General features: G+C 57.4%; 15 protein-coding genes. 6 read left to right on the forward strand and 9 right to left on the reverse strand.

The features are described 5' to 3' along the window. Positions 1–137: 137 nt before the first annotated feature. Together FJ957_RS32345 and FJ957_RS21805 are read right to left on the reverse strand one after the other, a co-directional pair. Entirely contained in the window at positions 138–611 is a 474-nt protein-coding gene (locus tag FJ957_RS32345; RefSeq protein ID WP_246685914.1) for an AraC family transcriptional regulator, read from the reverse strand. An 808-nt stretch (positions 612–1,419) separates the two neighbouring features. Further along, positions 1,420–2,712, reverse strand: a complete 1,293-nt coding sequence (locus FJ957_RS21805; RefSeq protein WP_246685915.1) for a LacI family DNA-binding transcriptional regulator — start codon at positions 2,710–2,712, stop codon at positions 1,420–1,422. Between the two features lie 135 nt (positions 2,713–2,847). Here FJ957_RS21805 and FJ957_RS21810 point away from each other — a divergent pair, with 135 nt between their 5' ends. From FJ957_RS21810 to FJ957_RS21840, 6 genes are all read left to right on the forward strand, one after another. Next, positions 2,848–3,084 carry a GNAT family N-acetyltransferase gene (locus tag FJ957_RS21810; protein ID WP_246685916.1) on the forward strand — a complete coding sequence of 79 codons (237 nt, stop codon included), beginning with the start codon at positions 2,848–2,850 and terminating at the stop codon, positions 3,082–3,084. Positions 3,085–3,616: 532 nt separating this feature from the next. Next, on the forward strand, positions 3,617–4,447 hold the full coding sequence (locus FJ957_RS21820) for a hypothetical protein (protein ID WP_140834909.1): 831 nt from the start codon (positions 3,617–3,619) through the stop codon (positions 4,445–4,447). Between the two features lie 30 nt (positions 4,448–4,477). Next, positions 4,478–4,900 carry a hypothetical protein gene (locus FJ957_RS21825; RefSeq protein ID WP_140834910.1) on the forward strand — a complete coding sequence of 141 codons (423 nt, stop codon included), beginning with the start codon at positions 4,478–4,480 and terminating at the stop codon, positions 4,898–4,900. A 125-nt stretch (positions 4,901–5,025) separates the two neighbouring features. After that, positions 5,026–5,613, forward strand: a complete 588-nt coding sequence (locus FJ957_RS21830) for a type IV toxin-antitoxin system AbiEi family antitoxin domain-containing protein (protein WP_246685917.1) — start codon at positions 5,026–5,028, stop codon at positions 5,611–5,613. Continuing rightward, positions 5,603–6,112, forward strand: coding sequence for a nucleotidyl transferase AbiEii/AbiGii toxin family protein (locus FJ957_RS21835; RefSeq protein WP_181180660.1), 510 nt, complete (start codon positions 5,603–5,605; stop codon positions 6,110–6,112). The genes FJ957_RS21830 and FJ957_RS21835 overlap by 11 nt, the downstream gene beginning before the upstream one ends. A gap of 34 nt (positions 6,113–6,146) precedes the next feature. After that, entirely contained in the window at positions 6,147–6,515 is a 369-nt protein-coding gene (locus tag FJ957_RS21840) for a nucleotidyl transferase AbiEii/AbiGii toxin family protein (protein WP_348642568.1), read from the forward strand. Between the two features lie 341 nt (positions 6,516–6,856). Here FJ957_RS21840 and FJ957_RS21845 read toward each other — a convergent pair whose 3' ends face one another. From FJ957_RS21845 to FJ957_RS21870, 7 genes are all read right to left on the reverse strand, one after another. Then, positions 6,857–7,414 carry a hypothetical protein gene (locus FJ957_RS21845; protein WP_181180661.1) on the reverse strand — a complete coding sequence of 186 codons (558 nt, stop codon included), beginning with the start codon at positions 7,412–7,414 and terminating at the stop codon, positions 6,857–6,859. Next, on the reverse strand, positions 7,411–7,716 hold the full coding sequence (locus FJ957_RS31885; protein WP_181180662.1) for a hypothetical protein: 306 nt from the start codon (positions 7,714–7,716) through the stop codon (positions 7,411–7,413). Before FJ957_RS31885 ends, FJ957_RS21845 begins: the two co-directional genes overlap by 4 nt. An 83-nt stretch (positions 7,717–7,799) precedes the next feature. Then, complete coding sequence (locus FJ957_RS21850) at positions 7,800–12,134, reverse strand: hypothetical protein (RefSeq protein WP_140834915.1); 4,335 nt, start codon at positions 12,132–12,134, stop codon at positions 7,800–7,802. Positions 12,135–12,482: 348 nt separating this feature from the next. Then, the gene (locus FJ957_RS21855) at positions 12,483–13,331 is read right to left on the reverse strand and encodes a DUF3883 domain-containing protein (protein WP_140834916.1); all 849 of its coding nucleotides are present in this window, start codon (positions 13,329–13,331) and stop codon (positions 12,483–12,485) included. Between the two features lie 8 nt (positions 13,332–13,339). Next, positions 13,340–14,254, reverse strand: a complete 915-nt coding sequence (locus FJ957_RS21860; protein ID WP_140834917.1) for a nucleotidyl transferase AbiEii/AbiGii toxin family protein — start codon at positions 14,252–14,254, stop codon at positions 13,340–13,342. Continuing rightward, positions 14,254–15,096: a type IV toxin-antitoxin system AbiEi family antitoxin domain-containing protein gene (locus FJ957_RS21865; RefSeq protein WP_140834918.1), complete on the reverse strand. Its 843-nt coding sequence runs from the start codon at positions 15,094–15,096 to the stop codon at positions 14,254–14,256. The genes FJ957_RS21860 and FJ957_RS21865 overlap by 1 nt, the downstream gene beginning before the upstream one ends. Before the next feature lie 173 nt (positions 15,097–15,269). Further along, entirely contained in the window at positions 15,270–16,556 is a 1,287-nt protein-coding gene (locus FJ957_RS21870) for a hypothetical protein (RefSeq protein WP_140834919.1), read from the reverse strand. Positions 16,557–16,778: the final 222 nt, after the last annotated feature.

Here is a 16,778-nt window from a genome sequence, read left to right on the forward strand (position 1 = left end):
TCCGATGTCGCATAGGCGGGAGTTGGGGTGCCGATGGTGTCCGGAGTTGCGAAATGATATCGCAAAGCCCGACAAAGGACAGAACTCATCGCAAGGTCCTCCCAGCAAGTCAGCCCCTACTCCAGGACCGATACGGATCAATGAAACAGGCCACGCCGCCAAACGTGCGGCGTCGTTCCTGTCTGGTCGAGAAACACGTTCTTGAATTGCAATTCATCGGCAAAGCCGCATCGCACCGCAATTTCGGCGATCGTCAGTCGGCGGTCGCCAAGGCAGTCCTTGGCCCGCTGGATCCGGAGCAAGGTGAGCCATCGTTGGGGGCTGATGCCGACCGTTGATCCGAAGGCGTCGACGAAGTCGGGAGACGACATTCCGATCTTTTCAGCGATCTCGGCAATTGCCACGCCCTCCTGCAGATGGTCGACCATGAACTCCTTGGCGTCCTTCTCCTGCCACTCCGTGAGCGGCGCCTTGCTGCTGCCCGCCATCTTCCTCTGGTAGTGCTGGACGAGGTGGACGCAGACGGCGACCGCCACCGGGCGCAACACAGCGTCGACGGAGCCATCCTGGTGTTCGAACAGCGGCAGCAGGGCGCAGCCGATGTTCCACATGATCTGATCGCCGGCGCCGCGCAGACACCGCAGCGGCACGGCCTCAGGTGCATGGGGGATGCTGCCGACCTCGCGAAGAGCCCGTAGGGCAGGTGAAAAGCGAGCGCGTCGAGATCGCTATGCAGCCGGATGGACGCGCCGCCCCGCAAGTCGACCAGACAGACCGAGGCCTTCCTGTAGCATCGCACCACCGTCTCCACGCCGTCCGCCGCGATGTCGCAATGATCGGTATCGCGCAGGTAGAGCATCATGAAATAGGCTGGCTGAGCCGGTAGGTGGATTGCCTGGAGATTGCCGGCGCGCGCCGGCCGGCAGAGGTGGGTCACTGAGAAATGCGCATTGCCAACCGGCCGTACCGACATGAACGGAGCGGTCGCGACCCCGAAATGGGCGCCGACTCCCGTGTCCATGCAAAAATCCTGATGCACGTCTTTCTCCTGGTTGCGCCTTGCGCCTGGGCGCTTCCTGACTCAATTCACGAGCGGCGCGCTAGGCCCGCTCCGCCTTTGGAGGAAATAGCGGGCGACCGGGGACCGTCGGCACAGTTCACGTGCCGCGAGCACCATAGTCTTTGTCGCCAAGTCAATCTTGCATGTCTGGCTCGTCTTTTTTCCGTTTTTGCTGTCTCGCCACTATTGGCCTACCGCTTCAGCGTGAAACGCAGGCCGCCGATTTCTCTGCGGAATGCGTCTGGGCGTTGGCATGGCCTTGCGGGCTCGAAGCCCGTCAAGTCATCCTGAATAGACATGCGGAAATCGCAACTGCCTCGCAAGGAGAGGGGAGACTGCTACGGACTGGAACTGCCTTGTCAGGACGGCCTTGGAGCAGGTTTCGCCGTGCTTTCTCGGACAACAAGACTAACCGGTAGAACCGTTTGCAATGGGACGTCGTTGCCAGTGGCTGGGTTCATGAGGCGCAACAGCATACTGGCGACCGTCTGGCCAGCTTCAAACTGCTGGATTCTCACCGTGGTCAAGCGAGGCTTGATAAGACCAAGAAACGGCATGTCGTTGAAGCCCGTCACCGAGACATCGTCGGGACACCGAATGCCGCGCTGGCGGAGCTCTTCAATCGCCCCTAGCGCAAGTCGATCATTCGCACAAAGTATGGCTGTAAATTGCTGGTTCGAGTCCAGCAAGCTCCTGGCACAACGGGCGCCTTCCTCTTCGTCGAAACGGCTCGCGGTGGCGACCAGATTCGGATTGAAAGTCAGAGCCAATTTGCTTGCTGCATGGCGGAATGCCGCCAGGCGGGCCTGGCCGGTGGAGAGATCCTGCGGGCCTGCGAGATGGGCGATGTCGCGGTGGCCAAGATCCCGCAGATGCCGCAGCATCTCATAGATACCGGCTTCTTCATCATTGACGACATAGGGGATATTCGACGGCTCGACTTTGCGGTTCAGTGTGACGACCGGCAGTCCCTCTTCAGCAGCCCTCGCTATCGAGGGGTCGCTCCTGAATGCGGCTGCATGGATGATACCATCGACGCCTCTGTCGCGCAGAACGTCGACGAGGCGGCTCTCGCGTTGCTCGTCACTGTCCGTGTTGACGATTATCGAAGCGTATCCGACCGGCTCGAGCACGTTTTCAATACCCCGCACGATGGGCGGGAAAATGACGTTCGTGATGTCCGGGATCATCACGCCGACCGTCATCGTGCGACTGGTGCGCAATCCGGCGGCAATTCGATTGGGTCGGTATCCAAGCTCTTCGGCTGCCGTCCTCACGCGCTTTGCGACTTCATCGGTAAGCAGTGTGTATCCGACCGGGTCCAGGGCCCTTGACACAGTCGACGCGTGGACGCCCGTGTGCCGGGCAATATCCTTGAGTGTGACCCTTCGTTTTTGCATGCCGACCTCGTGATTCACGTGAACATAATTGACGAGAGCCGCAGGTGCAATCGATTGCGAAAGGGCATTTGACTCGGGTTTCTGCCGATGATAGGCATCCACGCAATCGATTGCATTAATTGATATTGCTGATCCGGCAGTTTGAGGAAGGGAAGCCCGAGCGTCATTACCGAACGTGCCCTGTGGATTGAGAAATGCGAAATTCGTCTGGTTGAATAGGTAGAGAGGCGAGGAACGACGTGGCAGAGGCATCGGTAACCAAGCGCCTAACCTCTGGCATCTGTCAAAGAGCATGCCCATGGATGACCTAACTGTGATCTTACCGATCATTCTTTCTCGGAAGAGATGATTTTTTGGAATCGCCCGTCAAAGAGAGGCAAAGAAATCGTGAGCAATGCAGTTGTCGAGCGCCCGGAATTGCATCGCTTCGAACTCGCGGTTGACGGCGGCGCGGCCGCTGCCTACTACCGCGTCGAGGAAGGCCGTGTGGTGCTCATTCACACCGAGGTTCCGCAGGAGTTGTCGGGGCGCGGAATCGGGTCACGCCTGGTGAGGAGCATGTTTGACCTTATCAGGGTCAGCAACCGGAAGGTCGTCATTCGATGCCCATTTGTGGCGGCTTAGTACGCTAGACATCCGGAATATGACGACATCGTCGAAGGATGACCATGATCTGGGGCAATGCTGAAATCCTGAAGGGACCACCGCGCGATGCCCAGGCCAACCACGCACATGGGAGCACGAAAAAAAGCGCCCTGAACAGTTAGGGGAGAGCCGCATATTCCAACCTATAGCGCGACGAAAGCCACTATTTCTGGACTGGTCCAGGCACTGGCGCTTAAGTAGGCGCCCCGCTCCATCACTGTTAACTGCGTCGCGCGAGGCGAGATTGAGACAATGCTCGAGGGACGGCGACAGGTTGCGGCCCTGACCAACGCGCCTCCTGAGGCGATCCTTCAGGAACTCGTTGAAAAGCACATTCCGCTACGCAGGCTCGGTCGCGCAGATGAGGTTGCGAAACTCATTGCATACTCGGCCTCACACGAGGCAGCATATATCACAGGCCAGACGCTGGTTCTGGACGGCGGCCAACTTTTGACCTGAGGCCCTCAATCTGCCAGCAAACTCGACATTGGCGTTCGAATAACCTTTAAAAATGAAATCTGAAATCCGAACCTTCACCCGGCGGGAACTCTACGAACTGGTCTGGTCGAAGCCGCTTCAAAAGCTTGCAGAAGAGTTCGGCATCTCCGACCGTGGCCTTGCCAAGATCTGCATGCGGCACAGGGTGCCCAGTCCGTCACGCGGGTATTGGGCAAGGCTTGCGGCGGGTCAGAAAATCAAGCGGCCGCTCTATCGAGAGTTGAACGACCCCTCACTGGATCGCATTGAGATTGCCGCGACGGTTTCGGCATTGCCGGATGAGACCCGCGATATGCTCAAAAAGGCCAAGGTCGAACGGGCCGAACGCAGAGAGAAGGCAGCCGAGAGCGATGCAGCCATTCAAGCGGGTCCGGTAGAAAAACCGCATCGCGCCATTGCTGCTACGGCGCGTGCGCTTCTTAAGGGAAAACCTGATGCGTCGGGCGTTATGTCGGCAACAGGTGCCGACATGTGCGGCGTGATCGTGCATGCCGAGCGCGTTGAGCGTGCGGTCGCATTCCTTCATGCACTCGCCACTGCGTTGGAAGTGGATGGTCTCGAATTGCAGCCGGATGGCCCGCGCATGAAGGTCGTAGTCGGCTCGGATCAAGTGACATTCACGTTGGCAGAGCGCAGCAAAAGGGAACCGCATATCCCGACTGACAAGGAGCGCGATCTCTATGAGCGCCAACAGGAGCGGCGTAGTCGCGCCCAGGATCGGGGAAACTGGAACCTCTACATGTCTCTTCCATATGAAAAGCCATGGCCTGAATACGACACGGTCTATTCCGGCCAGTTTGTGTTCGCGATCGATGGATGGGCACAAGGTCTGCGAAAGACCTAGGCTGATGGTAAGACACAGACCGTCGAATCCATGTTCGAGAGCATCGTTGTGGGGTTGAAGGTCATTCTTACCCACAACAGGACCGAGCGTGAGCGCCGCGAGGAAGAAGCGCGGCAGCGCGCCGAGTTCGCTCGGCGTCGCGAACTGGCAAAGCAGCGAAAGGAACGTGAGCAGGCACGCGTCGACTATCTCCGCAAACTGGTGAAGCTTCAGCGGGAAGCGGCCGATATCAGAAGCTGGCTTGCCTCGCTTCCTGCACATGTCAGCGCTGAGACAAGCACGGAGCTTGGCCGTATGCTGATTTGGGCAAGAGAGCGGCTGGCCCATCTGGAGAGGCGGACAACGGTCGATGCCGCGGCTGTCGAACTCAAGGGCAAGTCGCTCTTTCCCGAAGTCGATGAACTGCATGATCCGCTCGGCGATCCACCGGAGCCTAAAGGCCATTATTGGTAGGACCGGGGAGGGACAGCTTGCCGATCGGTCTTAGTTTGGTGTAATAAAATGTCGGAACTTATATGCAATTGCCGACGGTTTGATACATGGCCGAATCCGTTGAAATCTCTCAGCGCGACCTTGCGGTGAAGCTGATCGAACGCCAGGGCATCATGCGCCTGTCGGACCTGAAACGCCGAGGCATCAATCCGGCCACGCTTGCTCGCCTGGTCGACGAGGGCATCCTCTATCGCCCCTCGCGCGGGCTCTATGAACTCGCAGGCGCGGAAGTCGACATTTCTCATTCCCTGGCAGAGGTTGCAACGCGTGTTCCGAAGGGCGTGATCTGCCTCGTATCGGCCCTCCAGTTTCATGAGATCACGCTGCAACTTCCACGAAGGGTCTGGATCGCAGTCGGCTCCAGGGATCGCAAGCCGGCGATCAGCTATCCGCCGATAGGTGTCGCTCGCTTCAGCGAGGAGGCACTCACCCTTGGCGTTCAAACCCACTCCATCGATTCGGTGCCTGTCCGGATCTTCGATCCGGCCAAATCGATCGTCGACTGCTTCCGCTTCCGCAACTCTGTCGGCCTCGACGTCGCGATGGAAGCGCTGCGCATGGGCTGGCGGTCCAGAAAGGCCATGCCCGACGACATTGTCCGATATGCACAGGCGCTGCGCATCTGGAGCGTCGTGCGTCCCTATCTCGAAAGCGTGGTCGCCGATGAAGGATAGGCCGTCCAACCTTCCTGCATCCGTCCTTGCCCGGCTACGCGACATCGCACGGGAGAAGGAGACGGACTATCAGCTCATCCTGAGGCGCTATGCCATCGAGAGGTTGCTCCATCGGCTCAGCATCTCCCCGCATCGCGACCAGTTCGTCCTGAAAGGCGCGATGTTGTTCACCGCCTGGCTTGAGGACGCATTTCGCCCTACGCAGGACCTCGATCTTCTCGGCTTCGGCGATCCTGCCGTAGTGGCGATGAGGGCCGTGTTCGAAGCGATCTGCCAGATCGAGGCCGAAGATGAGGGACTGGTGTTCGACACGGACGGCCTGAGTGTCGAGCCGATCCGAGAGGACCAGCAATATGGCGGCGTCAGGGTGAAACGACAGCATTTCTCGGAAGGACCCGAATCCCTGTGCAGGTCGACGTCGGCTTTGGCGACGCCATTACACCGGCGGCGCAGGAACTGGAGTTCCCGTCGCTTCTTTCAGCCGAGGGTCCTCGACTGAGAGCTTATCCGAAGGAAGCCGTGGTCACCAAAAACTGCAGGCGATTGTCGCGCTTGGCCGTGCGAACAGCCGCATGAAGGATTTTTACGATCTGTTGGCGCTCTCTCGGCTCTTCGAGTTCGATGGCAAATTGCTGACGCAGGCAATTCGAGCAACCTTTGAACGTCGCAACACACCACTGCCGAGGGAGACGCCACTTGGATTGAGCGCGGCATTTGCCGAGGACAACGAGAAGGCGAGGCAATGGTCGGCATTCGTGGGAAGGGAACCGCTTCTGTTGCGGCCATCGAATTTCTCCGCTGCGATCATCGGCATTGCTGAGTTCGTTCTCCCGCCACTCCATGCCTGTGCCTTCGACGAGGGGTTCGAGCGCCGTTGGACGGCCGGCGGGCCTTGGACGTAAGGCTCGATAAAGCCCTGACAGCCCGCCATAGGAAGTTGGAAGGTGCCGGCCTGTCGATAGGGCATCGCGAAGTGCATTTTCGGTGCTTTCGGATTTACTCTTCGAGAGCATAGGATATAATTGACCTGAAAACGTGCATTTAAGGATTTCTAAAGCATAAATCCTTGTTTTTCAAAAGCTTAAGTTTTTGACGGTCTTTTTGACGGTCTCAAAAAATATGAAAAATTATTCCCATTTGAAATCAATACTTTGAGTGTCTAGGATATAATGGAGTGGGCCGGCGGTGTGCAAACGGCGGCAACATCGTGGTTTCGGTGGCATTTCCTCGCAACCATCCGGGCTCAGGAGCGATGGCGGTCACGCTTTTTTAAGCTCCGCCGGGCCAGCGCGGCCAAGAAGTGAATGCGCAATCTAAAAAGGAGATGTGAGAGCCGGCTGCCTTTCGGCGGGATTGCTCCCGCCTCGGCGAAACGCACTAGGTCTCGTCTGAATTCCTGCCATTGCCCTTTGCTCTTTAAGAATTGGACCCCTTCCTGCTGTTCATGATGCTCGGCCCATTTGTAGAGGTGGGCATCATCGACATGGGATTCCAAATGTCCTTTCGGATTCCTCAGCACGTCAGCCATCGGGAGAACATCGTCAGGGGACGCTCGGTTCTCATGCTCCCGGCGTAAATGCCACGCCAGCATGTCCGCTGCTTGGAGCGGCGGCAGCAGTTTGTCATTCTCAAAGGCAGGGACGCCGCTGATAAGATTTCGGGCTCTGCGCGGGATATTGCGCTTCATCTGGTGGAACAAGAGGGGCATGTCCGAGCTCACGCCGTCTTGTTCGTCAAAGATGTATTCGATTCGAGTTTTGGCTTTGGTCTCTGCGACGTAGCGCGCGACGCCGGATATCACGCTAAAGCAGCAGGTGAAGTGCGGGCTTCCCAGACCGCGAGGCGAGACGGGGTAAGAACGCGAAAATGCTCGCCGCGATTGATCGTGAACTGGAAGGATAGGGGCTCGAAATGGTTGATAACGCGCGCCAGACCTTTCAGCTTCTGATCGCGGGCCTCCTTCGTCCATCCTTTGAACTCACCGCGCAGGTTGTTCGCTTCCACCATTCGCAAGTACGCGATCGAGGGCAGTGCCTGTAGCTCCTCGCGCCATGCCTCGGAAAAGAGCTGCCATCTATCGGCTCGGTTGAGATAGCCGGCCATGAACAGCCGCTTGTCTCCCTTGTCACTGGCTGAGTCGTCACAGAACGCCTGAAGGAGGATAGGGCTTCGTCTTTCCCACATATCTACGCAGCTCTTTTTAGGAGGTCTATGCCGATGACCGTGATCTCATCTACGCCCGGAAATTCCGGTGCAATTTCTTCCCAACGATTCTGAAGCGCTGCAATCAGACCTTCAAAATCAACCCGGTTAGCTCCACCCGGAACATCCCAGCCAGCCTTTTCGCCCGTGCGTACCAGAACGAAAACGCCGCGTGCCGACCTGTTGTCGCGCAAATAGTCGCCACAGAGCTGGTTCTCCAACCGCTCGAACAGTTCGGGGCCAGTCCACTTGTCGGCCAGCTTCAACTCGGTCGGTACGGGTGCATCAAATCCCATCCCGTGGAACCTGATGTCCGGCTTCTTGGCATCTGCAAACTCCTCCTCTTGCGGGACGGAATAGCGAGCGGACGCCTTTTCACGAAGCTCACGTCCGATATATTTCCGCATATCGGTTTCAAGCGTCGCGCCTGCTTTGAGTATTGTCGCTATGCTACTGTCCCCGTTCTCAAGATCATCTTTCAAATCGAGGAACCGCATCACCGCAAGCTCCGCTAGCTCTCGATGATTGGCCGGCGTTCGTTCCAGCTTGTCATGGAAGTCGCGGACCTGTGCAGGCATCCACGGCGCGATATCCGAGTCCTGCTCGGCCTTCACCTTTGCCAAGTGGGCGAACCATGGACGGGATTCCGCCTCCGGGTGGGATCGCGATATTTCTTGCAGGGCCAAGAAGGCTTCCTTGCCGGGAATCTTGTTCAGCAGATCAAATAGCCCGTTCCTTGAGTCCTGCGCCTTGTCGCGCAAACCTGGCGAATAGACCCCCTTGCCGGCGCGATCGATGTCCTCGCTTCGCCGGATATGACCATGCATCAGCAGGTAGAGAGTCTTCAAATGCCGGGGTGTTTGATATCTGGCCCTGGTGCTGGCTGCGCTTCTGCGGCCGCCCCATAGGTTTGTTACAAAGTTCATCGCGAATTCCGTTCGCGCCTCGCCCTGCGGCAAATCTTCAAAATAGGCTGCAAGGTCGGGAATTGCGGCTTCTGGATCGACGCCCACCCATACGGCGTACCAGTGAGCCACATGCTGCGGGGGGTGTACCGACCGGACTTTTTGCGACGCAAACACGGCTATTTCCTCGTCGGACAGTGCCGACCCCTGCAAAATCTTGAGAAGCTTGTCCAACGTGGCTGCGTTCGCAGGTTCGGATTCCTTCAGCAGATTTGCGATGTGCGGGCCGAGGGTGGCCCAGCTCCATTCACCTGACCAGCTAACGTCACTGAGGACGTAATGATCCTCCTTCTCAGGTGTCGCTTTCGAAAGCTCGAAGCGAATCTCCTGAAGAAGGAAATCTGTGACGATGCTCGTATGCACCTCGAAGAGCTTGGGAAACCAAGTTGGGAAACCGTTCAATTCGAACGAGGCATATCGGCAGGCAAGCTCGATGTCTGCTTCGCTGAGGCTTTGCGCCCAATTTGGTGTCTCCTGCGCTTCGATTTCGAGTCCGGCCAAGCCCAGAATTACCGAAATTGGCGTCGAGTTTTCTGGTGCGCCTTCCGAACGAATAGTCGGTCTCTCACGCCGCCAATAAGCAACAATTCCATCACGGAACGCCTGCGCGATATCCTTGCCGAACTCGGCTTCCAAGTTTCTCCAATTGCCATGGGTCCACCGACCAGAGCGATCGCTATCACGGCGCATGCGGTCGTGAAGGTAGGTTAAGCCGTTGAAGACATAGCCAGGTTTGGTCAGACTCGGGTCGCGCAATTTGTCGAGATTTTCGCCCAAATACTTTTTTGAGTCTGCGAGATTCTTTTCCTCTTTTCGCTTTCTTTCTTCGGAGCGTCTTTTCCACTGCGCTTCCTGACGTTTCCAGGCGCGGGCGTCTTTTCCTTGTGCTGGCGGATTGAGGAACTTGTCCAACTCATCCGACAACTCCGTGTTGCCGGACACAAGTCGCTTGAGCTTTTCACGCCACAAACGCGGTCGGTCGGTCGTGATGTAGAGTCTAAAAGCCAACGATAGCGCGACAAGCTTGTCGTCTTGGAAGGGCTGAGTTGCAATTTGCTCGGAGACATAGTCGAAATCCTCCGCGCCAAAGCGCCAGAATGGCTCCATGACAAAAACTGGCCAGAAATCGGTAAGCCGTTCGGTACGTTTTTCGTCTCGCCGTTCTCTCGCGAGGTTAATTTCATACCAAAACAGGGCTCTATTCAGTTCCGGCCACTCTGGCAAAAGGGTTGAGAACTTCGTTCTCGCATCGTTGAGTTCGCTGTCGAGATAGTGACGTCCCATTCCGAACTTATCGAGGATGGCCAGCACGGCGGGTTGCAGAGACGCTGCATGACGGGCTTCGATGAGACGCTCGACCGCCTGGGATGCGGGCGTCATCAACCAAGTAAATTTCTGCGATATCTCGCAAAAACGTCTCTCGATCACTGGGGGTGTGTTGAGCAATTGATTAAAGCCGATAAGCAACTCGGGCAGTTGATCGAGGCCGGCGGCCTGAACGAAGGTGCTCACAGCGTCAGAAAGGCGATCGACGCTGTACCGCTCGTTCTCTTTCGTTTTGCCCAAACACTCAAGCAGCCACTTGATCGTGTCCTGTGTCGGAGCAGTTTCTTTCGTCAATTCGGCAAGCCAGTCGCGATCCAGTTCTGCCGCTTCTGCGAGAAAACTGTTGCGGATTTCTTCTTGATCCTGCTCGGACCCAACTGCCCGAACTGCTCTAAACCCGGTAATGCGTGTGTACTGTGAAGCGGAAGGTGAAAGCGCGATCTGCTTTGCCTCGGGCAATACACCGGAGAGCTGGCCCAGCCAGACCATTCGGAGCAGAAAAGCCTCCAGTTCGTCATTGGTCGCATACTTGGCCAGAAGGCTGCGCACATCGTCCGTCAGATCGGGATTGGAGAAGCGTTGTACAGCCGCATAGTCGGTCATCGAGCGGCCTGATGTTCCGCTCGCCAGTTGTTCGCAGACTTCATGGAGAATGAGCCTTCGGGTCTCCAATGGTAACTGGCTCGGATCGCCCCCTTCAAAAACCACATCAGGGGCAACTTTTCGCAATCTCTCTCGAATCTTGGGATCGAGAATAGCCAGCCAGGGCAAGATCGGACGGAGCGTGGGGACGATGATGTCCAGCCCATACTGATTGGTGAAGAAGAGGGCTTCGATCTTTCGTCTTGAGGTTTCTCGGCCCAACAGATCAGCAAACCATTCGGCCGCGAGATATTCACGGACGGAGCGATGATGGAAGCGCACAGTTCCATAGATTGCTTCGTCGAATATCGGGCGGGACAGCAGCGTTGAGCGTTCTCTATCGTCCCAATCGGGAAGCACGTCGTGGAGAGCGATGCCTTTCGAATTTTCCGCCCCATCCGGAACTCGAATAGTCGAGTCTTGCGCCAAGGTGGTCGCTGCGGCTATCAGCCTTGCTCCTTGCAAAGCCTTCTGGGGAGCAAGCGGATATACATCGATGCGCTCCTGATCTCTCTCCTGGAGACGCCGCGATATGCTGTTGCGCATGATTTCCAGGCGGCCTCCGATGCGGCCCTGATCAAGCCAGAATTCCGTCAGCTCCATCAAATCCTGCGGCCTTGAGGTGAAAGACCATGCGTCGGCGCGCTCGATGGCCTCAACGAAGGCTTTGGTGTCATCGATGCCGCGGGCTCTAGCAAACGCCTCGATTTGGGCACGAGACAGGTCATCCAACGTGACGATCTTAAAGACGGGTTGGGACTTTTCTGCCGGTCTATCTGAAGTCTCAACTGCGTCCTCGACCGTGTCGTCGATGTCGGAGGCCTCGTCCTCGTTCGCTGTCGTTGTGACAGGCGTGAAAGGCAGATAAGTGACGCAAAGCGCGAGATCGGTTTTGGGACGCCACGCATTGGTGCGTCCGGTGATAACAATGTGCGAGCGATCCTTCGCCGTTGCGATCCGCCTTCCAAGTTTCCTGATTGCGAGCGCAAAATCTCCTGGATTGCGTAGGCGCGCCTCGTCAACGGAGTCCAGCAGGAGCCACCCTTCGTCATTGGATGCGAGCCACGACTGAAACTCTTCAAATGTCCCGACCTCGAATCCGTCCTCGAAATCGTTGGGTATATGTTCGAGGCGGATGAAAAACGCTGACTTGCCTTGGGCACGTAGATTTAGAGCAATATTGCGAATTTCAGCAGTTTTTCCTGAACCCGCTTCCGATAGAATAATGACACGGTACCACTCAATTAGGTCCGACCAAGAAAGCCGATCACCGACACGAAACGCATGATTTAAGTCGAGCTCATCGTCCTCGTTGGCGTACTTGGACAGCTCATGAAACGTGCGGTTCAGCTCTATGAACTGATATTCGGAGTCGCTTTCGATCATCTTATTCCATTTGAGACGCGGGGTGGCATCTTGCTATCATGCGCGGGAGAACAAGAGAAGAACCACTGAGCAGGCACGATGCCTCTCATGCCGCTGAGCGGGCCTGTCAACGGGATCCTACAGGCCGCCCCAAAATGTTCGCGTCGGAGGCAGGACGGGTGATAGGAAAAGCGGCTGTCCTCGATCTAGTCCGTCGCCCTCATGCACATTCCGTCTCTCGTCAACGTCATGATGAATGACGGACCGTAAGCCATCAGTGACACGTTCCTGGATGGGCTTCAGATTTACGCTCCGAGCGTCATATTTGCCTGATCAGAGAATGAAAGCTGTCAGTTCGCTGTCGGCGTCTTATAGGAAATCGGCCTGATAGCTGTTTGCCATCAGTGACACATGCGCCTCTAACGGCGGCCGTAGCTCGAATGCCCGTGGCTCCCGCGCGAAATTCCACAACCTCACTAGCCGCCAATCCGCGCGGCGTTCCTCAGCAACGGTCAGTTCGTTACGCGTAATGTGAAACGGCGTTCGTTCCCAGCCTTTGGTCGTCTTCACCTCGATCAGCCGATCGCGGCCATCGGGATCGAAGCTAAGGATGTCGTAGCCGGCACCATCGCCATCAATCTGCGACACCCAGCGGATGCGGCCTGCGAGATCGCTTCGGCCGGCGGCAAGCAGGTTGGCGCGCTCGTGGGCGAGAATCCGCTCCTCGCCTGCGCGACCTAGTGCGCGATTGCGGGCATCACGCTCGGCCACATCGTACTTCCGGGCGATAGCTGTCATCTGCTCGAGTTCGTTGGGCGGCGGCGCATTGCTGTGCGTCGGGGGCGGGCCGATCCATAGCATCGCCTTTTCCTGAAGCGCTGACGGTGACGGATTCATGGCCATCCGTGCGGTGGATACGAGCCAATCCGGATGACGATTCAGCCAGCGAACCACCGCGTCGACGAGCGACGCTTGGAAATTGAAGGCCGGCTTATAGCCAGGGATCCAATCTTCCCCGAGGCCCTTTAGCACCGCGCTGATGTTCTGGTGCTTATATTCTATGGAACCCCGAGGCCGCCCAATTACCGCCTGCAGCAGCCGGTTGTGCTGGGCCTTGCTGTATGCGCGGCCGTCGATGTCGTCGGCGAGCATTGCGAAGTAGTCCGCAACGATCGCGTCGTTCTGCTCCCCGGTCCAGACACCCCCCATCTCCGCCATCGCTTCGCCTATCTCGCCAAGACCTCTTCAAGCTGCTTCACCAGCGTTCCCCGCTTCTCAGCACTCAGGCTATCGAGATTCTGCTGCCGCCATCGCACGGCCGGCAGATCGGCGGCCGTTTCCAAGCCGATTGTTGACCAATCGGGTTCGCCTCGTTCGAACGCCAACAAGAATTGGCGATGAGGATCAGGCATTGAGCCGACGACTTCGCTGATGAGCGCTTCACGGGCCGCCAGAAGGTCGTCGAGTGCGACCGGCTGCTGCGTCATGCCGACGAAGCCGCGCTCGAACTCAGCTTTGATGTCTTTGCGGCGCGCCGCCAGCACCTCGGCCATGGGCCGGTCATGGCTGATGAGGTAGACGAGAAAGGTCCGCCGCAGCGCGTCGTCGATGCTTTCGTTTGCCAGGAGGTCGCGCGCATCGAAGAGGTCACGTGGATGCTGCCGGTCGAATGCGGCGACGATCTTCCCGGCGTAGAGATCCGGAAAGGAGACAATCCGCATTTCCGCAAACCCGAACTCGTCTTCGACGCTGGAGGAAACCGGACGAAATTCGGGTTCGAATACGCAGCCACGCAGGACCGGCGTGACCTCGATTTTGATCTGCGCACTATCGCTGCGAACCACGAGCTTGGTGATGACGTTTTCGCGCGAGCGCGATGGCGCGACCCGGGTGCCACGAACCGCTTGAGGGATGCGCTCTGCGATGCGCAGCATCGCCGCATCGATGTCGGCCAAGGAGGTCGCACGATCCTGAACGGGCAGATAGGTGAGGTCGATATCGACCGAAAGCCGTGGCAGGTCACGGATGAAGAGATTGATGGCCGTGCCGCCCTTCATCGCAAAACACTCTTCCGCTGCGACGGAAGGCAGCGCGCGGATCAGGAGCGCGACCTGGTTGCGGTAGGCGTCAGAAAAAGCCATCAGGGTGCCTCATCCAGTTCTTTCGGCACGGTGATCTGATAGCCGGGATCGTAGCGGCCCTCCTTGACCAGCATGCGCTTGCCCGAGCCAAGGTCGATTGCTGCGCGCTCGATATGTTTGAGCCATGCGTGGTGATGCCGATCGGCGAAGAAGAAGAAGAGGCGCTTCACCTTCACGCTTCGACAGCGGACAAGCAACTTCTGCAACCGCCGCGGAGCGAGATCGCTCAGTCCCTCCATCAACACGTCGACCTGATGGAAGCTTTCATGGTCGGGCAGTTCGTCGAGAATCTCGAGGATGGCACGTTCCGGTGCTGAAACCGTCAGCGGCCAATCCCATTGTCCCCACGCAAGCGAGCGCAACCCTGCCTCCTGGAGAGGTCGGTCGCCTTGCTTGCCGGCACCCGGAACGAGGGGAGGGAAGTCAACCTCGTCCAGATCACCCCCAAATAGCGGTGTGCTGTTGCGGTAGACGAATTTCTCCTTGAGTGGCAGCGCGGTAAGCCAATTGGGCGGCTTCGTTGGACCGTGAAGATGAACTTCAGAACCGCCGTGCGAGAGGTAATGGGCATAGCCCTGCAGTTCGAGAGCTGTCCGGCCACCAACGACAAGGCGATGGCCGAGGAGCGTCTGGAGTGAGATAATGACCTGCTGCCAGCTCAACTGCCCGCGGGGGCGTCTATAGACCCGGCGTGCTGGCTGTTCGAGCCAGCCTGAGGCGACATATTTGGTACGCAGGGAGGTGTAATAGTCGCGCGCGGAGAGCCACGCGGAATCGACGAGCAAGCCCTCTGGGAGGAGGCGCTCAAGCTGTTTTAGCTTTCCTTCGCTTTGCTCACTCATGGTGAACTTCTTAGCTCATCTTCAAACCGTTGACCAGTTTGAAAATATCCCGTTTAGCGTCGTAACGGTTAGTAAATCTGGCATCTGGCAAACCCGCAGCCTTTTACCTTGATGCAAATCCTCCCATTCTGATGGCTGAAAACCGCGGTTTCGTATCAGCCAGTCGGAGAGGCCTATCCCCCTTCAGCTCCCTCAATCGGCAAGGCCAAGGCGTCTTTCCACTCCAGCGGCGAGTACGAGGTGGCCAGCCCCTTTGCATCGTCGATAGACCAGAGTTGGAGGGTTATGGGGGGAGAATAGTAATAGCTACCCCTCACTGTTTCCTGTTCAGGATCTGGCTCGGCGAAATCGACTTTCGACGATCTCACCGAAATGTCGAGGAAATGGGGACTGATCAGAGCGTCGATCTGTTTCAGACGCTGCCGGACCCAAGTTGTCATTGCGCTCACTCTCGCAGCATCCTCGGTCGTCGCATTTTCGAGATGACACAGCACTGCGGTCAACTTGTCCCGCTGGGTCAGTTGCTCATGGACCGCATCCACAAACTCCATGCGGCGCTTCTCGCGGCTATCAAATGCCTCTTCACACTGGCGTCGAGCCTCGGCCTCTCGCTGGCGTTGCTCCCGCTCGTCGGATTCTCTCCTGCGCTCACTAATGAATGCGGCGTGCCCGGCGAAGCCTGCCAATATGTCGGGCAGCATGCTTTCCAAGGTTTGGGTCTTTCCGTCGGAGTAAGTGCGGCGAAGACCTGAATATGGGTTGGCGTGAATGACGATTGCGAGCCGGCCGGATGGAAATTGGTCATACTTGGGCCATGGATCGGTGGTGTAGCCCCAGCGTGCCCTTTCATCCCGCCGCTTCAACTCCGCGGATGTTGGTTGATGCAAGGTTTTCTCTGGCTGTTCCTCCAGGCCGAACGCAATTGACTCATTCTCGACAATGAGCACCAACCCGTCTTCAGTCGCCTTGGGCAAATGGCCGTGGGCTTCCGCAAGAGTGAACAACTGGCTTAGAATCCGAATTCCCCGTTCAATGGAAGCAGGAGCAATTTTGAGCGGGACAACGCCTTTCGAGCGGACCGACGCGAAACCCTGGTCATCAGGACGCGCTTTCGAAATCGTGCGCCTTGTGGCGGCGAGATACGGTGGCTCAACGATGCCCAGCGTCGGTTCCGACGCAGGAACCAGAAGCGGCTTAGCTACGGCGTGCTTGTGGAACCTGTCTCTAGCTTTTTCCTTTGCTTCGCGGACCGACGGAGACAGATGCTGCTCGGAACTTCCTGATATCCTCACCGTAGCCAAGTTTGGTTCGCTCAGTGGCGGTAGTGCTTCCTTGTTGACCCGCTTGCCGAATTCTAGTTTCGCCCAGTACCCACGTTCTGGTGTTGGAATGTGGTGGCGATCACACGTCTTCTTCAACGCGGTACCCGTAACGCCATAATCTGCGGCAACTTTGGTCATGGGTTTGGACCAAACCTGCTCGTAAAGCTCTTCCCGAGAAACTGTCTTCACCCTCTCAACCTCTGTCGTCCATGCAATGTGCTCGATCTCGCCCGTTATCTAGCGAACCAGGATCGAGGTGTAAGCATTGATTTTGCCGGTTTTGACGGTACTTTATCGCCGCGTCAGATTCGACGTTTGTGGCCTATGCCTTACTGCGACGCGGCCGATAGATGCCGATAG

It is taken from the genome of Mesorhizobium sp. B2-4-6, assembly GCF_006442775.1.
Classification (GTDB): Bacteria; Pseudomonadota; Alphaproteobacteria; order Rhizobiales; family Rhizobiaceae; genus Mesorhizobium.